General features: G+C 68.6%; 24 protein-coding genes. 3 read left to right on the forward strand and 21 right to left on the reverse strand.

Annotated features, from left to right (window positions below):
* Positions 1–71: 71 nt before the first annotated feature.
* The 7 genes from KF709_00860 to rny form a co-directional block, all read right to left on the reverse strand.
* A complete protein-coding gene (locus tag KF709_00860; protein ID MBX3172938.1) occupies positions 72–938 on the reverse strand; it encodes an NAD(+)/NADH kinase in 867 nt (288 codons plus the stop codon).
* The gene (gene dxs, locus KF709_00865; protein ID MBX3172939.1) at positions 935–2,827 is read right to left on the reverse strand and encodes a 1-deoxy-D-xylulose-5-phosphate synthase; all 1,893 of its coding nucleotides are present in this window, start codon (positions 2,825–2,827) and stop codon (positions 935–937) included. The genes KF709_00860 and dxs overlap by 4 nt, the downstream gene beginning before the upstream one ends.
* An 88-nt stretch (positions 2,828–2,915) precedes the next feature.
* Positions 2,916–3,818: a polyprenyl synthetase family protein gene (locus tag KF709_00870; protein MBX3172940.1), complete on the reverse strand. Its 903-nt coding sequence runs from the start codon at positions 3,816–3,818 to the stop codon at positions 2,916–2,918.
* Positions 3,815–4,018, reverse strand: a complete 204-nt coding sequence (gene xseB, locus KF709_00875) for an exodeoxyribonuclease VII small subunit (protein MBX3172941.1) — start codon at positions 4,016–4,018, stop codon at positions 3,815–3,817. The genes KF709_00870 and xseB overlap by 4 nt, the downstream gene beginning before the upstream one ends.
* Positions 4,015–5,298, reverse strand: a complete 1,284-nt coding sequence (gene xseA / locus KF709_00880; GenBank protein MBX3172942.1) for an exodeoxyribonuclease VII large subunit — start codon at positions 5,296–5,298, stop codon at positions 4,015–4,017. The genes xseB and xseA overlap by 4 nt, the downstream gene beginning before the upstream one ends.
* Positions 5,295–6,194, reverse strand: coding sequence for a bifunctional methylenetetrahydrofolate dehydrogenase/methenyltetrahydrofolate cyclohydrolase FolD (folD, locus tag KF709_00885; protein ID MBX3172943.1), 900 nt, complete (start codon positions 6,192–6,194; stop codon positions 5,295–5,297). Before folD ends, xseA begins: the two co-directional genes overlap by 4 nt.
* Positions 6,184–7,773, reverse strand: a complete 1,590-nt coding sequence (gene rny, locus KF709_00890) for a ribonuclease Y (GenBank protein MBX3172944.1) — start codon at positions 7,771–7,773, stop codon at positions 6,184–6,186. Before rny ends, folD begins: the two co-directional genes overlap by 11 nt.
* A 435-nt stretch (positions 7,774–8,208) precedes the next feature.
* Between rny and KF709_00895 the strand changes: the two genes are divergently transcribed.
* Positions 8,209–8,625: a response regulator gene (locus tag KF709_00895; protein MBX3172945.1), complete on the forward strand. Its 417-nt coding sequence runs from the start codon at positions 8,209–8,211 to the stop codon at positions 8,623–8,625.
* Here KF709_00895 and KF709_00900 read toward each other — a convergent pair.
* The 8 genes from KF709_00900 to KF709_00935 all read right to left on the reverse strand — a co-directional run bounded on the left by KF709_00900 (position 8,609) and on the right by KF709_00935 (position 15,303).
* Positions 8,609–8,926 (reverse strand): cell division protein ZapA, encoded by a 318-nt coding sequence (locus KF709_00900; protein ID MBX3172946.1) that lies wholly within the window; start codon positions 8,924–8,926, stop codon positions 8,609–8,611. The genes KF709_00895 and KF709_00900 overlap by 17 nt on opposite strands.
* On the reverse strand, positions 8,923–9,225 hold the full coding sequence (locus KF709_00905) for a hypothetical protein (protein ID MBX3172947.1): 303 nt from the start codon (positions 9,223–9,225) through the stop codon (positions 8,923–8,925). The genes KF709_00900 and KF709_00905 overlap by 4 nt, the downstream gene beginning before the upstream one ends.
* Positions 9,203–11,677, reverse strand: coding sequence for a phenylalanine--tRNA ligase subunit beta (gene pheT / locus KF709_00910; protein MBX3172948.1), 2,475 nt, complete (start codon positions 11,675–11,677; stop codon positions 9,203–9,205). The genes KF709_00905 and pheT overlap by 23 nt, the downstream gene beginning before the upstream one ends.
* A 28-nt stretch (positions 11,678–11,705) precedes the next feature.
* Positions 11,706–12,740, reverse strand: a complete 1,035-nt coding sequence (gene pheS, locus KF709_00915; GenBank protein ID MBX3172949.1) for a phenylalanine--tRNA ligase subunit alpha — start codon at positions 12,738–12,740, stop codon at positions 11,706–11,708.
* A gap of 216 nt (positions 12,741–12,956) precedes the next feature.
* Positions 12,957–13,319, reverse strand: coding sequence for a 50S ribosomal protein L20 (rplT, locus tag KF709_00920; protein MBX3172950.1), 363 nt, complete (start codon positions 13,317–13,319; stop codon positions 12,957–12,959).
* A 12-nt stretch (positions 13,320–13,331) separates the two neighbouring features.
* Positions 13,332–13,529: a 50S ribosomal protein L35 gene (rpmI, locus tag KF709_00925; GenBank protein MBX3172951.1), complete on the reverse strand. Its 198-nt coding sequence runs from the start codon at positions 13,527–13,529 to the stop codon at positions 13,332–13,334.
* A gap of 13 nt (positions 13,530–13,542) precedes the next feature.
* The gene (gene infC, locus KF709_00930; protein MBX3172952.1) at positions 13,543–14,127 is read right to left on the reverse strand and encodes a translation initiation factor IF-3; all 585 of its coding nucleotides are present in this window, start codon (positions 14,125–14,127) and stop codon (positions 13,543–13,545) included.
* Positions 14,128–14,424: 297 nt separating this feature from the next.
* Positions 14,425–15,303, reverse strand: a complete 879-nt coding sequence (locus KF709_00935) for an MBL fold metallo-hydrolase (GenBank protein MBX3172953.1) — start codon at positions 15,301–15,303, stop codon at positions 14,425–14,427.
* Between the two features lie 51 nt (positions 15,304–15,354).
* On the opposite strand from KF709_00935, the gene KF709_00940 reads away from it, so the two are divergent.
* Complete coding sequence (locus KF709_00940) at positions 15,355–17,103, forward strand: cation:proton antiporter (GenBank protein ID MBX3172954.1); 1,749 nt, start codon at positions 15,355–15,357, stop codon at positions 17,101–17,103.
* Here the strand turns inward: KF709_00940 and KF709_00945 are convergent.
* Positions 17,100–17,741 carry a 3'-5' exonuclease gene (locus tag KF709_00945; GenBank protein ID MBX3172955.1) on the reverse strand — a complete coding sequence of 214 codons (642 nt, stop codon included), beginning with the start codon at positions 17,739–17,741 and terminating at the stop codon, positions 17,100–17,102. The genes KF709_00940 and KF709_00945 overlap by 4 nt on opposite strands.
* A 179-nt stretch (positions 17,742–17,920) precedes the next feature.
* Here KF709_00945 and KF709_00950 point away from each other — a divergent pair, with 179 nt between their 5' ends.
* On the forward strand, positions 17,921–18,556 hold the full coding sequence (locus KF709_00950) for a redox-sensing transcriptional repressor Rex (GenBank protein ID MBX3172956.1): 636 nt from the start codon (positions 17,921–17,923) through the stop codon (positions 18,554–18,556).
* On the opposite strand, the gene rsmA is transcribed toward KF709_00950, so the two are convergent.
* Genes rsmA through coaD form a run of 5 tightly spaced genes read right to left on the reverse strand, consistent with a single transcriptional unit; the run spans position 18,536 to position 22,204 of the window.
* Complete coding sequence (gene rsmA / locus KF709_00955; GenBank protein MBX3172957.1) at positions 18,536–19,330, reverse strand: ribosomal RNA small subunit methyltransferase A; 795 nt, start codon at positions 19,328–19,330, stop codon at positions 18,536–18,538. The two genes, KF709_00950 and rsmA, sit on opposite strands and share 21 nt — an antisense overlap.
* A complete protein-coding gene (locus KF709_00960) occupies positions 19,327–20,928 on the reverse strand; it encodes a SpoIIE family protein phosphatase (GenBank protein MBX3172958.1) in 1,602 nt (533 codons plus the stop codon). The genes rsmA and KF709_00960 overlap by 4 nt, the downstream gene beginning before the upstream one ends.
* The gene (locus tag KF709_00965; protein MBX3172959.1) at positions 20,925–21,356 is read right to left on the reverse strand and encodes an ATP-binding protein; all 432 of its coding nucleotides are present in this window, start codon (positions 21,354–21,356) and stop codon (positions 20,925–20,927) included. Before KF709_00965 ends, KF709_00960 begins: the two co-directional genes overlap by 4 nt.
* Entirely contained in the window at positions 21,357–21,689 is a 333-nt protein-coding gene (locus KF709_00970) for an STAS domain-containing protein (GenBank protein ID MBX3172960.1), read from the reverse strand. It lies immediately after the preceding gene.
* Positions 21,686–22,204, reverse strand: coding sequence for a pantetheine-phosphate adenylyltransferase (gene coaD / locus KF709_00975; GenBank protein ID MBX3172961.1), 519 nt, complete (start codon positions 22,202–22,204; stop codon positions 21,686–21,688). The genes KF709_00970 and coaD overlap by 4 nt, the downstream gene beginning before the upstream one ends.
* Position 22,205 lies beyond the last annotated feature (1 nt).

Raw genomic sequence — 22,205 nt, forward strand, 5'->3', positions numbered from 1 at the left:
TCACGCTGTACGCGGCGTCGGGGACGGCGCAAGCGCGGCAGGGCCGACGCAAGCGCGGGAATGCCGACGCATCAGCCGTCGCGCGCGGGCGGGCCACCCCACCCAAACTTGTTGCGCAGCCGCGTGAAGAACGTGACGTCTGGGAAGCGCACCAACCCGATGGGATGCCGGCTGCGCGTCACGGTCAGCGAGTGGCCCGGCGCGATCGCGATGCCGACCTGCCCATCCGCCGTCAGCAACACCTCCTCGGCGGCATCGTCGATCTCGATGCGCACCACCGTGTCCGGCGGCAGGATGGTCGGCCGGATGGCCAGCGTGTGCGCCGCGACGGGCGTGACGAGGATCGAATCCACCGTCGGCACGACGATCGGGCCACCGGCGGAGAGCGAGTACGCCGTGGAGCCGGTCGGCGTCGCGATCACGACGCCGTCGGACGCCAGCCGCGCAATGGGCTCCTCACCCGCGAGGATCCGCATCCGCAGGACGCGGGCGTAGCCGCCCTTGTGCACCACGACGTCGTTGAGCGCGCGCACCTGCACGCCGAGCTCGCCGTCGGGACCAATGGTCCGCGCCTCGATCGTCATGCGCGGCTGCACACGGTGTTCGCCCGCGAGAAAGCGTGCGAAGGCCTCGGGAAACTCGTCGGCCTGACAGGTGGTGAGGAAGCCCAGCTTGCCAAGGTTGACGCCGAAGATCGGTACGTTGGCATCGCCGAGGAAGCGTGCGCCGCGGATAAGGGTGCCATCGCCGCCGAGCGTGATGAGCGCGTCGATCTGGCTGGGGTGCCCAAGCGTTGGCGCGCCACGCGCGTACGCGGCGAAGTCCGGCTCGAAGGCCAGCGAAAAGCCGTGCTTGTCGGACGCCTTGGCGAGGAACTCGAGGATGAAGTCGAGTCCGTCGTAGTCCACGTGCCCGACAACCCCGAGACGCATCGTCACCCGGCCAGCGCCTCGGTCTCCCGCAGGGCCCGGACGCGGTCGGCAATGCCGGCCGCGTCGAGTCCCACCTGCGCCAGCTGCTTGGCGCGCGAGGCCGCATACACGATGCGGTCCGGCACGCCGTGCGCGTGCACGCGCACCGGGCTGTCCATCGCGCCGACCACTGCCGCCATGTACGCACCGAAGCCGTTGACCACCGTGCCCTCCTCGACCACCAGCAGTTGCTGGTGCGTGGCGAGCAGCGTGGCGAGGGTGCCGGCGTCGTGCGGCTTGAGGTAGCGGCAGTTCACCACCGTCACCGACAGTCCCTCGGCCTGCAGCACCTCCGCCGCCTTGATCGACTGCCCCACCATCGTGCCTACGGCGAGGATGGCAATCTCCTCACCCTTGCGCAGCACTTCCCAGCTCGCCTCGGGGATCGCGGGCACGTCCTTGGCGGCCGGTACCAGATCCGGCGCCACGTCGCGCGGATAACGCACGCAGAACGGACCGCTCTCCATCGCGAGGCCGTTGCGCAGCAGGCCCACGAGTTCGGCGCCGTCCTTGGGCGCCGTCACCGTCATGTTCGGCACGGCCAGCATATAGGCAATGTCATAGAGTCCGGCGTGCGTCTCGCCGTCCTCGCCGACCAGCCCCGCACGGTCCAGGCAGAACACCACCGGCAGGTTCTGGATGGCGACGTCGTGGATGATGTTGTCGTAAGCGCGTTGCAGGAACGTCGAGTAGATCGCCGCCACCGGCTTCACGCCCTCGGCCGCCATGCCCGCCGCGAAGGTGATCGCGTGGCCCTCGGCGATCCCCACGTCGAAGAAGCGTGCGGGATGCGCCTTGGCCACCGCGCCGACGCCTGTGCCTGACGGCATCGCCGCGGTGATGGCGATGGCGTTCGGGAAGTCTTGCATCAGCTCGGCGAGCGCCTTGCCGAAAACGGCCGTGTAGTTCGGGTTGGCCGTCGATGCCTTGAGCTGCTTGCCCGTCTTCGGGTCGTGGCCCGGAGGGAGCGCGTGCCATTTCTCGCCGTGCTCGCCGGCCGGGAAGCCCTTGCCCTTGGTCGTGATGACGTGGACGAGGCGCGGCCCCTTGAACGCGCGCACCGCCTTGAAGGTCTCGAGCATCTGCGGGATATCGTGCCCGTTGATCGGGCCGAAGTAGCGGAAGCCAAGCTCCTCGAAGAGCACGCCGGGCGTGAGGAACGCCTTCACCGACTCTTCCCAGCGCCGCACCAACGCACCGGCGTCCTTGAACACGCCCTTGGCGTGGTCGGCCCAGTCACCGATGGCGCTGCGCAAGCGATTGTAGATCGGATTGCGCTGCACCTGCGTGAGATACTTGTGCATCGCGCCGACGTTGGGCGCGATGCTCATCTCGTTGTCATTCAGCACCACGATGACATCGCGGTCGCTGTGGCCGGCGTTGTTCAGTGCCTCATAGGCCAGGCCGGAGCCCAACGAGCCGTCGCCGATGATGGCGACGACCTTGTGGTCCTCACCCTTGAGGTCGCGGGCGGCCGCCATCCCGAGGGCCGCGGAGATGGACGTGGCCGCGTGGCCGGCGCCAAAGGTGTCGTACTCGCTCTCCGTGCGCTTGAGGAAGCCGGAGAGCCCGCCCTCCTGCCGCAGGGTGTGCATCCGGTCCTTGCGGCCGGTGAGCACCTTGTGCGGATAGCCCTGGTGCCCGACGTCCCAGACCAGCCGATCACGCGGCGTGTCGAAGGCCGCGTGCAGGGCGATGGTGAGTTCCACAACCCCCAGCCCTGCCCCGATATGACCACCGGTTACGGAGCAGGTCGCGATGAGGAACTCGCGGACCTCCTGCGCAAGGGCGTCGAGTTCGGCAGGCGTCATCCGCCGAAGTTCGGCGGGGTCCTGCACGCGGTCGAGAAGGCTCATAACAGATGGAAACGGGGAAAGGACATCGTAGGTTGCGTGGGACGGGCGTCCGGCGCCAGTGCGAACGGGAAGGAATCCGGGCTTGGCTTCACGAGCGGCGCGAGACGACGAACTGCGCCAGCGACTCCAGCTCGGCCGTCAGGGATCCCTGCGCCGCGAGACCCGCGCAGGCCTCCCGCACCAAGGCCTCCGCGCGTGCCTTGGCGCCGGCAACGCCGAGCAGGGCCGGATAGGTGCTCTTCCGAAAGGCCAAGTCCTTCCCAGCCGTCTTGCCCAGCTGGTCGGTGGTGGCGGTGATGTCGAGCACGTCGTCGGCAATCTGGAACGCGAGGCCGACCGAGGCGCCATAGTGGGCGAGGGCGTCGAGCTGCTCGGCTCCGGCGCCGGCGGCGAGGCCGCCGAGCCGCATCGAGGCCTCGATCAGCGCGCCGGTCTTGGCGCGGTGGATGCGCTCGAGCTGCGCGAGGTCGAGCTCCGTGCCTTCGCCCTCGAGATCGAGCAACTGCCCGCCGATCATTCCGGTAGCGCCCGACGCCCGCATCAGTACGCGGACGATCTCGCCGGCGACCGCGGGCTCGACCCCGAGCTCAAGCGCGGCATCGCAGGCCGCGCGCGCGGCGAGCGGCACCATTGCCATTCCTGCCGCGGTAGCTGTCGGGACGCCATACACCTTGTGCACCGTGGGTCGCCCGCGGCGCATATCGTCGTCGTCCATGCACGGCAGGTCGTCGTGCACCAGCGAGTACGCGTGCACGACCTCGACGGCGGCCGCGATGCCGGAGACGTCGCTCGTGCCACCCGCAGCACGATGCGACGCCATTACGAGAATGGCGCGCAGGCGCTTGCCCTCCCCCGCCAACGCGTAGCGAATGGCCTGCGTGACCTGGTCGTCGCGGTCGCCGAGGTAGCGGTCGACGAGCGCCTCAAGGGCGCGCCCCGCGGCAGCACGGTCGGCGGCGAAGTCGATCGACGAGACGTCCGTCCCGCTCATTCCTTCACCTCGAACACGCCCTCCGCCTGTTCGAGCAGGGTGCGCACCTTGCCCTCGGCGTCCTGCAATGCGGCGCTGGCCTCGCGCAGGCGTGCGATGCCCTCCTCGAAAAGCTTCAGCGCTTCCTCGAGCGGCACGTCGTCGCGGTCCAGGGCAGCGGCGATCTGCTCCAAGCGGGCGAGCGATTGTTCGAAGGTCATGCCTTGGACGTTCCTTGCGGCAGATGGGGTGCCTTGTCGCTGACGGAGTCCGTGGTGGCCTGCACCAGCCCGTCCCGCAGCAACAAGTTGAAAGCTGTACCAGCCTTGAACGCCGCGCGACCGGTCAATGGTGCCCCATCAGGGCTGCGCGCCACGACAAAGCCTCGCTGGAACACTGCCAGCGGCGATCGGGCCTCGAGGCCGGCGCCGAGCGCGGCCAGTCGCGTCTTGCGGCGCTCCAGGCCGCGGGGTGCCAGTTGGGCGAGGCGATCCGCCACGCGCGCCGCGCGATTGCGCCGACGCTCCGTGACCAAGCGCGCCCGCTGCGAGAGCGCGTCGGCGCGCTGCTTCAGATCACGCGAGCCGGAAGCAATGCGATCCTCCAGCCCATCGGCCATCACGCCAGCCAGCTGCTGCACGAGTTCGCGAAGCTCAGACCGGACGGGCACCGCGTGCTCGGCGGCGACACTCGGCGTGGCGGCGCGAAGATCGGCCACCAGGTCGGCGATTGTCACATCGGTCTCGTGGCCGACGGCGGAGATGGTCGGAATCGGACAGGCGGCGATGGCACGCGCCACGCGCTCGTTGTTGAACGACCACAGATCCTCGCGCGAGCCACCACCGCGTCCGATGATCAGAACCTCAGGTGCGTCCAGTGGCTCGCCGGCGAATCGCCCTTCCCCGCGCACCCAGCGACCCAGCGTGTCAAGCGCGCGGTAGATGGAGTCCGGCGAGGACTCGCCCTGGACCAGTGCCGGAATCAGCACGACGTTCGTGTTCGGGTTGCGACGCCTGATCACCGCCTGGATGTCGCGCAGCGCGGCACCCTCTGAGCTTGTGATGACCGCGACCGTACGCGGAACGCGCGGCAGCTCGCGCTTGCGCGAGGCATCGAGCAGCCCTTCGGCGAGCAGCTTGGCCTTGAGCTCGTCGAATTGCTTCTGCCACAGCCCCTCGCCGTCGCCCTGCAGCTGCGAGATGCTGAACTGCATCTTGCCGTTGGCCGGCCACACGGTGAGTTGCCCGTAGGCGAAGACCATCGAGCCTTCGTCGGGCTTCGCGGGAATCTTGAAGGTCGCACCCTTCCAGACGACGGCGGCGACCTGCGCCTCGGCGTCCTTCAGGTTGAAGTACCAGTGCCCGCTGGGATACGCCTTGAAGCCCGAGACCTCACCGCGGATCCACAGCTTGGGGAACGCGCCCTCGAGCACGTCCTTCGCGGCGCTGGTCAGCTCCTTGACCGACAGCGCCTCGGCGGCGGTGGCGCCCGGGTGCGTCACGCCGTGGCTGTGGCCTCGAGCGAAAGCTTCGCCGCGCGCACGGTGTTGGCGAGCAGCATCGCGATGGTCATCGGGCCCACGCCACCGGGAACCGGCGTGATCTTCGACGCCACCTTGGCGACCTCGTCGTACTTCACGTCGCCGACGATCCGATAGCCCTTCTTGGCGCTGGGGTCGTCCACACGATTGATGCCGACGTCGATCACCACGGCGCCGGGCTTCACCATGTCGGCGGTCACCATCTCCGGCTTGCCAATGGCGGCAATCAGGATGTCCGCGCGGCGCGTGTGCGCGGCGAGGTCCTTGGTGCGCGAATGGCAGATAGTCACCGTGCAGTTGGCGTCCTTCCCCGCCTGGATGAGCAGCGCGGCCATCGGCTTTCCGACAATTGTCGAGCGCCCGAGGATCACGGCGTCCTTGCCGCTGGTCTCCACACCGGACTCCTGCAGCATCACCTGCACGCCGGCCGGCGTGCAGGGCGCGAAACCGTCGGCGTCGCCGATCAGCACCTTGCCGGCGTTCACCGGATGGAAGCCGTCCACGTCCTTCATCGGGTCGATGCGGCGGATGACCTTCTGCGGGTCCATGTGCTTCGGCACCGGCATCTGCACGAGGATGCCGTGCACCGCGGGGTCCGCGTTGAGGCGGTCGATGACGGCGAGCAGATCGGCTTCCGGCGTCGACGCCGGCATGCGGATGGTCTCGCCGTTCATGCCGGCTTCCTTGCAGGCCTTCTCCTTGGCGCCCACATAGAAGGCGGAGGCCGGGTCGTCGCCCACCAGCACGACGGTGAGCCCGGGTACGAGGCCCTTGGCCTTCAATGCAGCGGCGTCCTCGGCGACCTTCGCGCGGACCTTGGCGGCGATGGCGACGCCGTCGATTCTCTCAGCGGGCAATGTCAGTGGCCCTCTTCTCTCGGATGGCGACGACCTTGATCTGCCCCGGATACTGCAGCTCGGATTCGACCCGACGCGCGATCTCCTCCGTCAGCGACTGCATCCGGTTGTCGTCGATGTTGTCGGGGTCAACAATCACGCGGACCTCGCGGCCCGCCTGGATGGCGAACACGCGGTCCACGCCACGATAGCTCGAGGCGATCTTCTCCAAGCCCTCAAGCCGCTTCACATAGGTCTCGAAGGCCTCGCGACGGGCGCCGGGGCGCGAGCCGCTGATGGCATCGGCGGCCTGCACCAACACCGAGACCTCGCTCTCGTGCGGTACGTCGTCGTGGTGCGCGGCGATGCAGTTGATGACCATCGGGTTCTCCCCGTACTTGGTCGCCACCTCCACGCCCAGCTGCACGTGCGTGCCCTCGTGCTCGTGCGTCAGCACCTTGCCCACGTCGTGCAGCAGCGCGCCGCGCTTGGCCATCGCCACGTCCAGCCCCAGCTCGGCCGCCATCATGCCCGCGAGGTACGCGACTTCCTTGCTGTGCGCCAGGATGTTCTGGCCGTAGCTCGTGCGCCACTTCATGCGGCCGATGAGCTTGATCAGCTCCGGGTGCAGGCCGTGCACGCCCACCTCGTAGGCAGCGCGCTCGCCGGTCTCGACGATGCCGGCGTCCACTTCCTTCTTGGACTTCTCGACCACTTCCTCGATGCGCCCCGGATGGATGCGACCGTCGGCGACGAGCTTCTCGAGCGCCAGGCGCGCGACTTCGCGTCGCACGGGGTCGAAGCAGCTCACCACCACCGTGTCCGGCGTGTCGTCGATGATCACGTCCACGCCCGTGGCCAGCTCGAAGGCGCGGATGTTGCGCCCCTCGCGGCCGATGATGCGGCCCTTCATGTCGTCCTTGGGCAGCGCGACGGCCGAGGCTGTGATCTCCGCCGTGTGCTCGGCGGCGATGCGCTGCACCGCGAGCGCGACAATCTTCTTGGCTTCGCGGTCGGCGTTGCGCTTGGCGCTCTCGCGGATCTCGCGGATGCGATTGCCGGCGTCGGCCTGCGCCTCCTCTTCCATCCGGCGCACGAGTTCGGCCTTGGCCTCGGTGGCGCTGAGGCCGGCGAGCTGTTCCAATCGACGGCGCTCATCCTGCACAAGCTGGTCGAGTTCGCCCTGGCGCTCCTCGAGCTGCTTCTCGCGGCGGCCCAGTTCCGAGGCACGGCGGGCGACGTCCTTCTCCTTGCCGTCCACCATCTCGAACTTGCGGTCCACCTGCTGCTCGCGCTCGACGACGCGCTTCTCCTCGCGCTCGACTTCCTCGCGGCGCTTGCGGGCCTCCTGCTCCCAGGCCTCGCGGACCTTCATCACCTCTTCCTTGCCCGAAAGCACGGCCTGCTTGCGCGACGCATCGGCGTCACGCTCGGCCTCGGCAACGATCTTCTTGGCGATTTGGTCGGCCGCCTCCCCGGCGGCGCGGCGGGCAGCGTCCTCTGTGGCGCGCCCCGACTTCTTCCCGAACACCCAGGCGATCGGCAGTCCGACGGCAGCCACCACGCCGAGGGCGATCGCCACGTACAGTGGCACGGTCATTTGTCTCTCGTATACGCAAGGCGGCCAGGCAGCGACCGCGTCCATTGGGAAGGCACCACGGACCGCTCGGGGCCGCCTCTGTCCGGGGGCTGGCCGGCCGGACTGGCGCCGACGAAGGGCGCGGGTCGGGACGGGCTAACTGCCGGAAGCGCTTGCACCTACGGGCCGTCGCACCTGCTCAAGTCGGAAGCTAGGGAGCGGGGTTCCAAAAGGCAACGCGCGACGGCCGCCCTCCGCGGCAGGGTTGCCACCTCTGCGCGGACGTGAACAAGGTCCCAGCGGCGCCAGGCCACACTGTGACGCAGAGGTTCTGGCGCATCCCTGCCGATACTGCTAGCGTGGTGTTCCGCGCCCATCGCGCACGCTTCCGTTGCAGCCGGCCTGAGCCCGGAGGTTCCCGTGGTCCCTCGTCCCGACAATCGGCAGCCTCCGCGAATGGCGACAACCACGGCCGCCACCCAAGGATGGCGCGGATCGGGCGAGATTCTGCTGGCTGACGACGAGGCCTACGTGCGCCGCGTCGCGCGCCGCGCCATCGAGCGCGCGGGGTTCCAAGTCGTCGAGTGTGCCGATGGAGCCGAGGCCCTGGCGATGGTCGAGGCCGAGCCGGTGCGCTTCGCCGCGGTGATGCTCGACCTCACGATGCCCCGCTTGGCCGGCGACGCCGCGCTGGAGAAGATCCGCGCGCGCAATCCTGCCCTGCCCGCCGTCCTGTACTCCGGCTATTCCGCCGAGGAGTTGAATCCGTCGCTCCGGACGCTGGCCGCCACGCGATTCCTGCAGAAGCCGTTCACGACCGACGAGGTCGCGACGGCCCTGCACGACGTCATCGACCCTAGCGCTCCGGCGTAAGCGCCTGCGCGGCGCTGGCACGGCGCGCCGGCGGCAGCCAGCGCCGCAGTTCGGCCGACAGCGACCGCATCTGCTCCCCCACGGCCTCGCCGCGGCCGCGCTCGTCAAACAACTCCGCGGTGATGCTCATGGCCGCGAGGATGGCGGCCTTGCCCGGGTCCGTGATGGCCGGGTTCTCCAGCACCTTCCGGATGGCCGCGTCCACGTGTGCGGCGATGGCCTGCGTGTGTTCCGGCGGGACGTCGGAGCGAATCGTGTACTCCTCGCCCACGATCTTCACGCGCGTGGAGTGCACGCTCACGGTTCACCTCCGAGCACGTGTTGCTGTCGCAGGAAGCGCGCGCGATCGAGCATCCCGCGGGTCTTGGTCGCCGCCTCCTCGAGCCGCTCGCGCAGCCTGGCGTTCTCCTCTTCGAGCGCCGACACGCGTTCCTCCGCCGTGGCGTCGCCCGGGGCGTTCGCACCCAGCGCCTTCAGCCGCGACTCGGCCGCCTGCGCGCGCTTGCGGAAGCTGGCGAGCTCCTCGCCAAGGTGCCGCACGTGCGCCTCCAGTTCGGCGAAGGCGAGCGCAGCGACGTCAGGCCGTGCGGGGTCGGACACCAAGTTCTCCTTCGAGCGCCTTCAGCAGTTGGTTGCGGCGGCCCTCGAGTTCCTTGTCGCGGAGCGTGCGCTCCGGATGCCGGAACGTCAAGCGCCAGGCCAGCGATCGCGTGCCGTCCGGCACGCCGGCACCACGGAACTCGTCGAACAGGACGCAGCGTTCGAGCAAGTCACCACCCGTCTTCTTGAGCAGCGCCTCGACGTCGCCCGCCGGCGTCGACTCCGGCACCAGCAGCGCGAGGTCGAACTCCGCCGCCGGCTGCGTGGGAATCGGCTTGAAGCGCTGCGGGCTGCGCCGCGTCTCCTTCTCCACGCCCTTGAGCACGCCGCTGTCGCGTCGCTTGGCGCCGTGCGCGTGCTGGCCCTTGGGCGCGACGGCGTTGCTGTTCATCTCGCCGAGCGTGAGCTCGACGCCGAAGGCCGCGCTGGCCCACACCGGTGCGTCGAGCGAGAGCTTCAACACGCGGCCCACGCGCGCCGTGCCCGCCACCAAGTGCCAGAGCACGGCGCCGCCATCGCCCGCCTCAAGCTCGATCTTCTTGCCGGGTAGGGAGACCTCGGCCAGCGAGAGCGCGAGGGCCTTCGCATCCCAGGCGTCGAAGACGGGTGGCTGCGGTTCGGTGAAGTGCGGCGGCCGGCGCTGTCCCATCACGACCAACGCGGCGTGTACTTCCTCCAATGGCGTGCCGCCGGCGCGGGCGCTGAACACGCTACCGACCTCGAACAGCCGGACATTGCCCTGCATGCGGTTCAGGTTGTACTCGGCGCGCCGCGCCAGCGTGTCGAGGATGCTCGTCCGCAGGAACGGCTCGTCCTCGGCCAACGGGTTCTGCACCCGCACCAGGTTGACGCGCGACTCGCGCGCGCCGCGACCCGACGTGAACGGCAGGGGGCGCACCTCGTGCAGGCCAGCGGCCACGAGTGCCTGGCGCACACGTAGGTACGCCGTCCAGAGCGGATGGTCGGGCACCGTGCCCGGACGCACCGCCGCCAGCGTGTCAGGGAGTCGATCGAAACCACGAAGCCGCGCGATTTCCTCGATCAAGTCGACGTCGCGCAACACATCGTGTCGCCAGCTGGGCGGCACCGCGCGGATGAGCTCGCCGTCCACCGTGATGGCGAAGCCAACACTTGCCAGCAGCTTGGCACAGTCGGCGGCGGGCACGGGCTCGCCGAGCACGCGTGCGACGCGCGGCACCTTGAGCGAGACGGCCGCGCGAGGCTTGGGCGCACGCCCCACCTCAAGCAGTGCGTCCACGTGCCCGCCGCTGACCTGCGCGATCAGCGCGGCACCGAGCTGCAGGGCCTGCACGACCATCGCATCGTCGATGCCGCGCTCAAAACGATAGCTGGCATCCGTGGAGAGCCCCACACGCCGACGTGTGGCCCGCACGCGCTGCGGGTGGAAGCTGGCGACCTCCAGCACGATGTCCGTCGTCGTGTCCGTCACCTCGCTTGCCTTCCCGCCCATCACGCCGGCAAGCGCCGTCGCGTGTTCGGTGTCGGCGATGACCAGCATCTCGGGGTCCAGCGCGCGCTCCACGCCATCGAGCGTGACGAGCTTCTCGCCGGCCTTGGCGCGACGCACGATGATGCCCGGACCCGCCAGCTTCGCCTTGTCGAAGGCGTGCATCGGCTGGCCGAAACCGTGGAGCATGTAGTTCGTGGCGTCGACGATGTTGTTGATCGAACGGCCACCTACGGCCTCGATCGCCTGCCGCAACCAGTCGGGGCTGGGGCAGACGGTCACACCGGAAATCACTGCGGCGGTATAGCGCGGGCAGTCGGCTGTATCGTCGATGTGCACGCTGAGTCCGCCGCCGCTGGCCTCCTTGGCGCCCTGCGCCGCTTTCTCCGGCACGGGCGGCAGGTTCGCCAATTCCGACGGCCCGGCCAACTTCACGCCAGTCAGCGCCGAGAGCTCGCGCGCCACGCCGAGATGCGAGAGCAGGTCCGGACGGTTGGGTAGCACGTCGAGGACCAGGCGCACGTCACCCAGCGGCAGAACATCGAGCAGCGCGGTGCCATTCGCGGCATCCGTCTCCAGCGCGAGGATACCGTCGTGGTCCTCGCCCAAGCCCAGTTCCTTGGCCGAGCAGAGCATGCCGTTGGAGGTGAAGCCGCGAATCTTCCTCTTGGCGATCGTCAGGCCGGCAGGCATCACGGTGCCCGTGCGCGCGAAGGGATACTTCGCACCCACCGTCACGTTCGGCGCGCCACAGACGACCTCGAGGATCTCCCCCGAGCCGTCATCCACCTTATTGAACGAGAGCTTGGTGTCGGGGATCTTCTCGCTCTCCAGCACCGTCGCCACGACGAACGGCGCGAGGTCGGCGCGCAGGCGCTCGAAGCCCTCCACCGTCGCGACGTGCGCGGTGAGCAGGTCGCGCACCGCCTCCGGATCCTTGCCGTGCGGGACGAAGCGGGCCAACCACTCGTGGGAGAGATTCATCGGGGAGCCCCCGGGATCGCGCGGTCGGTCATCGGCCGAACTGCTCCAGGAAGCGCACGTCGGAGTCGTAGAGGATGCGAATGTCGGGGATGCCGTGGCGCGAGATGGCGGTGCGCGCCGGTCCCATGCCGAAGGCCCAGCCGGTGTAGCGCTCGCTGTCGAGCCCCGCGGCCTCGAGCACGGCCGGATGCACCATGCCGGAGCCGAGGATCTCCACCCAACCCGACTGCTTGCACACCGCGCAGCCGTCGCCGCCGCAGACGCCGCACTGCACGTCCATCTCGGCGCTGGGCTCCGTGAACGGGAAGTAGCTGGGGCGGAAGCGCGTCTTCGTGCGCGCGCCGAAGTAACGGCGCGCGAAATGGCTCAGCGTCGCCTTGAGATCGGCGAAGCTCGTGTGCTCGTCCACCACGAGGCCCTCGATCTGCGCGAACATCGGCGCGTGCGAGGGATCGAAGAAGTCGCGGCGATACACGTTGCCCGGCGCGAGGATGCGCACCGGCGGCGGATACTGCTGCAGCGTGCGCACCTGCACGGGTGAGGTGTGCGTGCGCAGCACCTGCTCGGCGCCGAGGTAGAGCGTGTCGTGCAGGTCCATGGCCGGATGGTCGGCCGGGAAGTTGAGCGCGCCGAAGTTGTACCAGGCGTGCTCGGCCTCGGGCCCGAGGGCGATGGTGAAGCCCAGCTCGCGGAAGATCTCGACGACCTCGTCGATGACCATCGAGACGGGATGCACGGTGCCCTTCCAGCGCTCGCGGGCGGGCATCGTCGGGTCGAGCTTGGGGCCGGACTCGGCGGCGGCCTTGAGCAGCTGCGCCTGTCGCACCTCGAGCGCTTCCTCGATGCCGACCTTCACCTGGTTTGCACGCGCCCCACCGTCGCGCCGGTCCTCCTTGGCCAGCTCACCGAGCTTGGACATCAGGCCCGTGACCTCGCCGGCCTGCCGGCCGATGAGGGCGTTGCGGACGGCGGTCCAGTCCTCAAGCGTGGCGGCGCCGGCGATCTTGGCGGGCGCGCCCTGCTCGATGTGGGCGAGTTTTTCGAGGTAGGTGCGGAGGTCCATTCTTGCGAGGACGAAAGACGGAGGACGGAGGACGGAGGCCCAGCCAGGTCTCGAAGGACGAAAGCTAACGGCGAGGCGAGGGCTGCGGGATGCTGGTGCCGGCGCGGGGGAGCAGGCCGCCGGCACATGGACCGGAGTCGCCGTGGCCGCAAAGAAAAGCGGCGGGCGAAGAGAACTCTCCGCCCGCCGCCTTCGTCCCTCAACCTTCGTCCTGAATCAGCTCTTCGCGAGCGCCGCCCGCGCCTTCTCGGCGAGCTGGCTAAACGCCGCCGCATCGTGCACGGCGAGGTCCGCCATGATCTTGCGGTCCACTTCGATCCCGGCCGCCTGCACACCGCTGATGAAGGTGGAGTAGGACATCCCATTCAGACGCGCGGCGGCGTTGATGCGGATGATCCAGAGCTTGCGGAAATCGCGCTTCTTGGCCTTGCGGTCCCGGTAGGCGTATACCCAGCCCTTCTCGACCGTCTCCTTCGCGGCCTTCCAGAGCTTGGAGCGGCCACCGAAGGCGCCCTTGGCGTGCTTGAGGATCTGCTTCTTGCGCTTGAGGCGCACCGGATTCGACTTGACGCGTGGCATGGTCGGATCTCCTTAGGCCTGCAGCAGGCGCTTGAGGTTCTTGGCCTCGCCGTTCGTCGCGACGGTCGTCGGGCGACGGAGGTTGCGCTTCCGCTTGGATGTCTTCTTGGTCAGGATGTGGCTCTTGAACGCCTTGAGCCGGCGCACCTTGCCCTTCCCCGTGACGGAGAAGCGCTTCTTGGCGCCCTTATGGGTCTTCATCTTCGGCATTAGTCCGCCTTTCTCACTTCGGCGTGAGGATCATGGTGAGGGCCTTTCCTTCGAGCTTGGCGGCAGTCTCGACTTTCGCGACATCCGCCAACGCCTGGGCGACCCGGTCTACGACGGCCATACCGATCTCCGGATGGGCGATCTGTCGGCCGCGGAACATCAACGTCACCTTCACCTTGTTGCCGTCTTCGATGAACCCACGAGCCTTGTTGGTCTTCGTGTCGAAGTCGTGCTTCTCGATGCCGGGACGGTACTTCACTTCCTTCAGCTGAATGACGTGCTGGTTCTTCCTCGCCTGCCGCTGCTGCTTGGCCATTTCGAACTTGTACTTCCCGTAGTCCATGATGCGGACGACCGGGGGACGGGCCGCGGCCGCGACTTCCACGAGGTCGAGCCCCGCTTCGTCGGCCATGCGCAACGCGACATCCACCTCAAGCACCCCCAACTGCGCGCCATCGGCGCCAATGACACGAACCGGGCTCAGACGGATCTGACGGTTGATGCGGGGGCCTCTCTTCGTGGTATCCTGGATACGACAACTCCTGTGACGAGGGAAAAACAGAACGCGGACCCCGCATTCGGAATCCGCGTCAAACACACGACACCACACCGCGCGCGCAGTGTGGGGTGGCCTGTCGGGACTCCTGCAGCACAACCGTCACGGGGACGGAGGCCAGAGGGTGGACCGGGCGCCCGCCCGGTCGCTTGCTGAACTTCGGATAAAGCTATTGGGGATGCGGGCTTAGGACAAGGGGGACGGCGGATGCGGGAGGGGCAACGGCAGTTGTGAGTCATGAGTGGTGAGTTGTGAGAGGATGGATGCGGGTTGCGGTCCCCGCGGCCCGCATCCCAAGCACTCACGACTCACAACTCACAACTCACGACTGCTGTTCAATCAACCGGCCTGAAACTCCACCCCTTTCTTCCCCTCCACTATCCGCCCCCAAGCGTTACTCGCGTCGTGCTCAAACACGACCAGCCACTCCCCCTCCACGACCTCCTTCCACAGCCGCCGCTTGGTCTCCAGCGACACCAGCGGCTCCACGTCGTAGCCCATGATCCACGGCAGCGGCACGTGATGGGCGGTCGGGCAGACATCCCCGAGGAAGATCGCGGTCTCGCCACCGCTCTCGAGCACGATGCTCTGGTGCCAGGGCGTGTGGCCGGGCGTGTGGTGCATCCGGATGCCTGAGAGGAGTTCCCCGGAACCGTCCACCAACTCCATCTGCCCCGTCTGCCGCAGTGCATCCCAGTTGCGAGGGAAGTAGCTCGCGGCGGTACGCTCATTGGTGTGGGTGGCGTAGTCCAGCTCGCGACCGTGCATCAGGTAGCGGGCGTTCGGAAAGCTGGGGACCACCTGCCCCGCCTCATCGATTGCCGTGTTCCCGCCCGCGTGGTCAAAGTGCAGGTGCGTGTTGATCACCACCTTCACGTCGGCGGCGGTGAAGCCCGCGGCCGCCAGCGCCGCCTCCAGCATCGTCCGGTGCCCGGGCACCGACGCCTCGATGCCGTAGATATCCGTGAACTTGGCGTCCTCCTTGTTGCCGACGCCCGTATCAATGAGCACCAGCCCCTCGGGATGCTCCACCAGCAGGCAGCGCATTCCCATCGGGATCCGATTCCTCGCGTCCGCCGGAATGCGCCGCTCCCACAGCGTCTTGGGCACCACGCCGAACATTGCGCCGCCATCGAGTTGCTGCCCACCGGCCTGGAGGGCGTGGATGCGCCACGCCCCGAGCGTGCGCGCCTGATGCAAGGGAGTCGGAGCCGCCATGTCGGGGAATCTACATCTCCCCCGCGAGTGCACCGGCGTTAGCTTCGGCGAATGGGCCACGACACGGCACTCATCGGTACCATCGCCACCGGGTTCATCCTCGCCTTCGCGCTGGGATTCCTGGCGCAGCGGCTGCGGATTCCGCCGTTGGTGGGATACCTCGCAGCAGGCATCGTGTCGGGTCCCTTCGCCCTCGGACCTGAGGCCGACCTCAGCCTCGTGCAGCAGCTGGCCGAGGTCGGCGTGATCCTGCTGATGTTCGGCGTCGGCATCCACTTCTCCTTCGCGCAGCTCATGGCGGTGCGTTGGGTCGCCGTTCCCGGCGCACTGGCGCGCATCGCGATCGTGACGACGCTCGGCACCTTCCTCGGGATGTGGTGGGGCTGGGGCCCGATGGCCGGTGCGGTGTTCGGGCTCACGCTGTCGGTGGCGAGCACGGTGGTGCTGCTACGCATCCTCGACGAGGAAGGCGCCGTCGCCTCCGCCGAAGGACGCATCGCGGTCGGCTGGCTGATCGTCGAGGACATCGCGATGGTGTTGGCGCTGGTGCTGCTGCCCGCGCTGGCCGCACCGCTCACCGAGGCGCCGCTGCTCGTCGCCCTTGCCGATGGCGACGTCTGGATTGCCGTTCTCGTCACGCTCGGCAAGGTCGCGCTGTTCCTCGCCGTGATGCTCATCGCGGGGCGACGCTTCGTGCCCTGGCTGTTGGCCGAGGTCGCGCGCCAGGGCTCGCGCGAGCTCTTCACGCTGGCCACGCTGGCGATCGCCATCGGCGTGGCGATCGGCGCCGCCGCCATCTTCGGCGTCTCCTTTGCGCTCGGCGCCTTTTTCGCGGGTGTGGTGATTAGCGAGTCGGACCTGAGCCACCAGGCGGCCGCCGACGCGCTGCCACTGCAGGATGCATTCGCGGTGCTGTTCTTCTTCTCGGTGGGCATGCTGTTCGAGCCGCGCATCCTGTGGACGGAGCCGCTCAAGCTCGTCATCGTGCTGTTGCTCGTGGTCCCGGTGCGCCTGATGATCGTGAGCGGCCTGATGTTCGCGTTTGGACACCCCGCGCGACGCGCCTTCCTCGTGGCCGGCGGACTGGCGCAGATCGGTGAGTTCTCGTTTATCCTCGCGGCGCTGGCCATCTCGCTCGGTGTGCTGCCGCGCGAAGGCCAGACGCTGATGCTCGCCGCCGCACTGTTCAGCATCACCGTGAACCCGCTGATGGTGCGGATGATGATTCCGCTCGAACGCTGGGTGCGCGCCCGGCCCAAGCTGATCGATGCGCTGGAACGCGCCGACCCCGGCGATCCCCTACGCGAGCTGCCCGTACCCGGCGGGACGCCGCTTGAGGGCCACGCCGTGCTGATCGGACACGGCCGCGTCGGGCGTACCGTGGCCCAGGCGCTGCGCGAGGCGGGCATCCCCTACGTGGTCATCGATCAGGACCGCAGCACGGTGGAGGCGCTCCGCGAACAAGGCATCCTCGCGATCTTCGGCGACGCCACGCGCGCCGCCGTGCGTGAACGCGCCTTCGCGCAGCACGCGCGGCTGTTGATCATCTCGACCCCCGACCCCTTCCAGGCGCGGCACATCGTGCGCGAGGCGTACAAGATCAAGCCGGACATCCACCTCGCCGTACGTACGCACTCGGAGGCGGAGTTCACGCGCCTCAAGGCCGACGAGCGCGTGGGGCGCGCGGTGATGGGCGAACGCGAACTGGCGTACGGGCTGGCGCACTACTCCATCCAAGCGATGGGTCACAGCAGCGACGAGGCGGATATCGCGGTGATGGACCTGCGGGCCGAGGACTAAACCCCTTCGCGCCCGTCCGTCCAAGTCGGCAGCGAGGTCCGCTTCTTCGCCCGCGCCGTGCGCCGCGCCAGCAGCGCGTCGAGATCGCCCCAGGTGTGCACGCCCTGTCGCGACGCATCGCGCAGGAGTCCGCGCAGCACCTCCGCCGTAGCCAGCGCATCGCCACTGGCCCGGTGCCGGTCCTCGATGGACACGCCGTAGTGCGCGGACACCGCGTCGAGATTCCGCCGCGGCAGGTGCGCGAGCAGCCGCCGTGCCAAGCGCACGGTGCAGAGCTGCCCCGCGATGATCGCGCCCAGCGGCGTCGGTGCGACACGCGAAAACTCCGCGTCGAGGAAGCCGAAGTCGAAGCGGGCGTTGTGCGCCACGAATACGCGACCCACCAGCGCGGCCGCGAACTCACCCGCGATGTCCGCAAAGCGCGGCGCCCCACGCACCATCGCGTCGTCGATGCCCGTCAGCCGCGTGATATGCCAGGGAATCGGCCGGCCCGGATTGACCAGCGAGTGGAAGGCCAGCTCGCTGCGGTCCCCTTCGACGTGCACCGCGGCCACCTCGGTCACACGGTCGCTGCCAAACGCCTGCCCGCCGGTCGTCTCGACGTCCACCACCACATACGGGAGCGTGTGCAGGTCCATCTGGCCAATCTATCCGATTGGGTCGCGGATACACTCGCGAGGACCGAGGGCCCCGCCCGTTGCACACACCCGCATAGGCGTAGAGCCCCGCCCTTCGAACTCACGCTTGAAGACGTCAGGCCCCGCCCTATTGAGCGAAGCGCCAAGCTTGGCTAGCTTGTGAACGATTTCACAAGCATATGACGAACCAGACCAAGCCGATCGCCGAATCCACCGTCCGACGCCTCTCGCTCTACCTCCGCTTCCTGGAGGACTTCGAGCAGCGTGGGCACTCCACCGTCTCGTCGGGCGACCTCGCCCGCTTTGGTGGCACCACGTCGGCGCAGGTGCGCAAGGACCTCTCGTTCTTCGGCTCCTTCGGCAAGCGCGGGCTCGGCTACAGCGTGAAGGACCTCATCACGTCCATTCGCGAGATTCTCGGCTTGGACAATCCTTGGCCCGTGGTGATTGTCGGCGCGGGCAAGATCGGCGCGGCCCTGGCGCAGTATCGCGGCTTCACCTCGCGCGGGTTCCACGTCGTCGGCGTCTACGATCGTGACCCGGAGAAGGTCGGCACCGCGCTTGGTCCGCTCAAGGTGCAGCTCGACACCGAACTCGAGCGCGGCATCGCAACCCACAAGCCGCGCATCGTCGTGCTCTGCGTCCCCGCGGAAGCCGCGCAGCCGATCGTGGATCGGGTCGTCGCGGCCGGCATCAAGGCAATCCTCAGCTTCGCGCCCGCGCCGCTCCACGCGCCGTCCGACGTGACGCTGCGCGCCGTGAACATGGCTACGGAACTCGAGATACTCGCGTACTCACTGACGCACTCGAAGTAGCCGCAGGAAGTCCGCCGGCGCCAAGGTTTCCGGTCGCGCCTCGGCGCTGATCGCCGCCGCTTCCAAAAGCGCATCCGCCCGCGCGGCGTCGAGCGCCCAGAGTGTGCGCAGCACGCGGCGCATCTGTTTCCGACGAAGACCGAACGCGCCCTGCACCAGGAGCCTGAACGGCTCTTCCTCATCAGGCGTGAGCAGCGGCTCCGCCCGCGGCACAATGCGCAACACTGCGCTCTCGACCTTTGGCGGTGGCGTGAACGCGCGCGCCCCGACCGTGAACAGCAGCTTCGCCGTCGCCAGTGCCTGCACGTTCACGCTCAGCGCGCCGTAGTCCTCGCTGCCTGGCGCAGCCACCACGCGCTCGGCCACTTCCTTCTGCACGAGGTAGATGGCGCGCGTCGGCCGCGGCCGTTGCATCGCGTGGAAGAGGATCGGCGTGGTGATGTTGTACGGCACGTTGCCGGCGAGCAGGTAGGGGCCGCCGGCCAGCGCCCCGAGGTCCTGCTCCAGCACATCGCCCTCGACCATCGTGAAGCGCGGTTCGTCGCGCCACCGCTCGGCGAGCAGCGGCGCCAACTCGCGATCCAACTCGATGGCGATCACCCGGCCGGCCCGCTGCAGCAGATGCTCGGTGAGCGCTCCCCTGCCCGGGCCAATCTCGATCACCGTGTCAGCGCGCGTGGCCTCCAGCGCGTCGGCGATGCGGCCGAGCAGCTTGGGGTCGGTGAGGAAGTGCTGGCCGAGCCGCTTCTTCGGGCGCGGCAGGCGCTCGGTCACGCGTTCCTCAGGACCACCACCGCCTGGTCGTCGTGCGGCAGCGCGCGGCCGAGATGGCCCTCGACCAGCGCGAACACCCCGTCGACGATGCGCGAGGGTACCTCGTTGCGGCGCGCGACGAGCACGTCCACGACCGCTGCCTCGCCGAGCGCCTCGCCGCGCGCGTTGCGCGCGTCGCTGACGCCGTCGGTGAACAACACCAGCAGGTCGTTGGCCGGGTCCCAAGGCCGTGACGACACGTGCAGCGTCTCGCCACCCAAGCCGAGCGGCGGGTCCGTCGCCTCGAGCCGCGCGGCCACGCCGTCGGCGCCGATCACGAACGCGTGCGGGTGCCCGGTGTTGGTCCAGCGCAGCTGCCGGCGCTCACGGTCCACCACCGCGTAGCAGAGCGAGAGAAACATCTCGGTTTCGCGCAGTTCTTCCTCAAGCGTGGCCAAGAGCGCGGTCACGGTCTCCGCCGGATCCGCCGTCGTCTGCGCGTGGATCGCCGTCGCGCTCATCACGAGGGCCATGATGAGCGCGGCACGATAGCCGTGGCTCGACACATCGCCGACCAATACGCCGGTGCGCCCATCACCGAGTCGGAACAGGTTGTAGAAGTCACCGCCCACGCCTTCCGCCGGTTCCACGCGCACCGCACAGGCCGCTTCCGGCAGCACGACCTCGCCACTGGGCAGCAGCTTCATCTGCAGTTCGTGCGCGAGGCGCATCTCGCTGGCCAACCGTTCCTGATCGAGACTGGCGCGCACGAGGCGCGCGTTCTGGATCGCCGTGCCGATCTGCGAACCCACGGCAGCGACGAGCTTTTCATCGCCCGCCGTGAAGTTCTCGCCGCTGCGCCGGCCCGACAGACAGACCACACCCAGCGGCACGCCACCCTCGGGCGTCGTCCAGGTGATGGGCACGCAGAGCATCGCGCCGCTACGGAAGGGCTGCTCGTAGCCGCTCTCCAGCACGCCGGCGTTCACCAGCAGCGCGTGCCGCGTGCGGAACACGCGAGCGGCCACGCTCACCGGGTCGTCGATCGGGATCGGCGTCGCCGGCGGCGCCGACGCCGCGCGCAGTGACGTCACGGGCCGCAGCAGGCCGGCCGCCGGATCGTGCACCAACAGAGCGCCGTAGTCCGAGCCCACGGTGTCTGCGACCTCAAGCAGGATCGTGCGCGCCGCTTCCTCCAGCGTCACCGTGCGGCCGAGGATCTCGCTGATCGAGTAGAGGAGATTGATCTCCTCGTAGCGCTCCATCAGCTCGTCCGCCGCGTGGGAGGCTTCCCAGCGGCTCTGCAGCACCTCGCCGACAATCGGCGTGAGCACGCCGAGCCAGCGGCGCGGCTCGGGATCGTCGTCGCGCACGGGCCCCAAGGCCAGCCAGGCGCGCGTGCGGCCGGGCAGTCGGACCACCAACTGTGCGCCGAGCGCGGTCTCGCGCGTCACGATCTCACCGACCTCGAGCCGCGCGAAGCCATCGGGTGGCGTCACATCGCCGCCGGACGTCGCCGCGACATCGAGCGGCGCGCCGGGCGCGGCCTGCGTCCACACCACCGCCCCGCAGCCGTAGGCTCCGGAGAAGGCGTCGAGCGCGCCGCCGAGGTCGCTCACGCGGCGTGGCCCTTTCGGCGCAGCGTCAGCCGCACCACGTTGCCGTCCGCGCGGTACCGCTCCACGCGGTCCACCAAGGCCTGCATCAGGAACAGCCCGCGGCCGTCCTCGCGTTCAAGGTTTTCTGGCGTCGTCGGGTCCTCGGTGCAGGCCTCAAGGTCGAAACCCGTCCCCTCGTCCTCCACCTCGACGACGATCTCGCGTTCCGAGAACTCCACGCGCACGCGCACCGTCTTGGCGGCGTCCTCACCATTGCCGCGGAGGATTGCATTGCTCAAGGCCTCCGTCAGCGCGACGGGGATGTTTAGCGAGAGCTGCCGCGCGTCCCAGGCGTGGGCGGCGCAGCGATGCACCACCTGCGCCACCACTGCCTCGATCTGCCGGACGTCGCTCGGGATGCGCAGGTCCAGCGCGCCAATCCCGGCCATTCAGAAGGCGGCGAGTGCCTGCTCGCGGCTGTCGGCGATCTGGAACAGCGTGTCGAGCTTTGTGAGCTCGAACAGGGTGCGCAGGTCGTCGTTCAGGTTGGCCAGGCGCAGGTCGCCACCCAACTCGCGCATCCGCTTGGCCAGCGAGACCAACACGCCGAGGCCCGCCGAGTCGATGTAGCCCGTCTTCGCGAAGTCGACGAGGATCTTGCGCGCGCCTCCCTCGGCCTCGTCCAACACCCGCTGCTTCAACTCCTGGCGGTTGCTGACGATCAGTTGGCCCTCGACTTCCACGACGACGACGTCACCCGAATGGGAGAGATGCAGGCTCATTGGCGATCCGTAGGGGGGTTCGCAGGGAAAGATGATGCCGGGAACTTCTTCCGCAACGCCTCGGCCACCGCGGGATGCACGAGCTTGTCGATGTCACCGTTGAAGCGAGCCACCTCGCGCACCAGGGAGGAGCTCAGGTAACTGACCTCCAGCGACGGCACCATGAACATCGTTTCCAGCTGCGGGGCGAGATGGCGATTCATCAGGGCCATCTGGTACTCGTACTCGAAGTCGGCCACGGCGCGCAGGCCACGCAGGATGACCTTGGCGCCGGCCTCCTTGGCGAAGTTCACGACCAGCCCGCGGAAGGCGCGCACCTCGACACGGGGATCGTCCTCGACCGCGGCGCGGATCAACGCGACCCGCTCGTCCTCGGTGAACAACGGCTGCTTGGACACGTTGACCGCCACGCCCACGACCAGTCGGTCGACGAACGTCAACGAGCGCCGGATCAGGTCGGCGTGGCCGTTCGTGATCGGATCGAAGCTGCCGGCGTACAGGGCGATCTTCGGCATC

Source organism: Gemmatimonadaceae bacterium (assembly GCA_019637445.1).
In the GTDB taxonomy this organism is placed as follows: Bacteria; Gemmatimonadota; Gemmatimonadetes; order Gemmatimonadales; family Gemmatimonadaceae; genus Pseudogemmatithrix.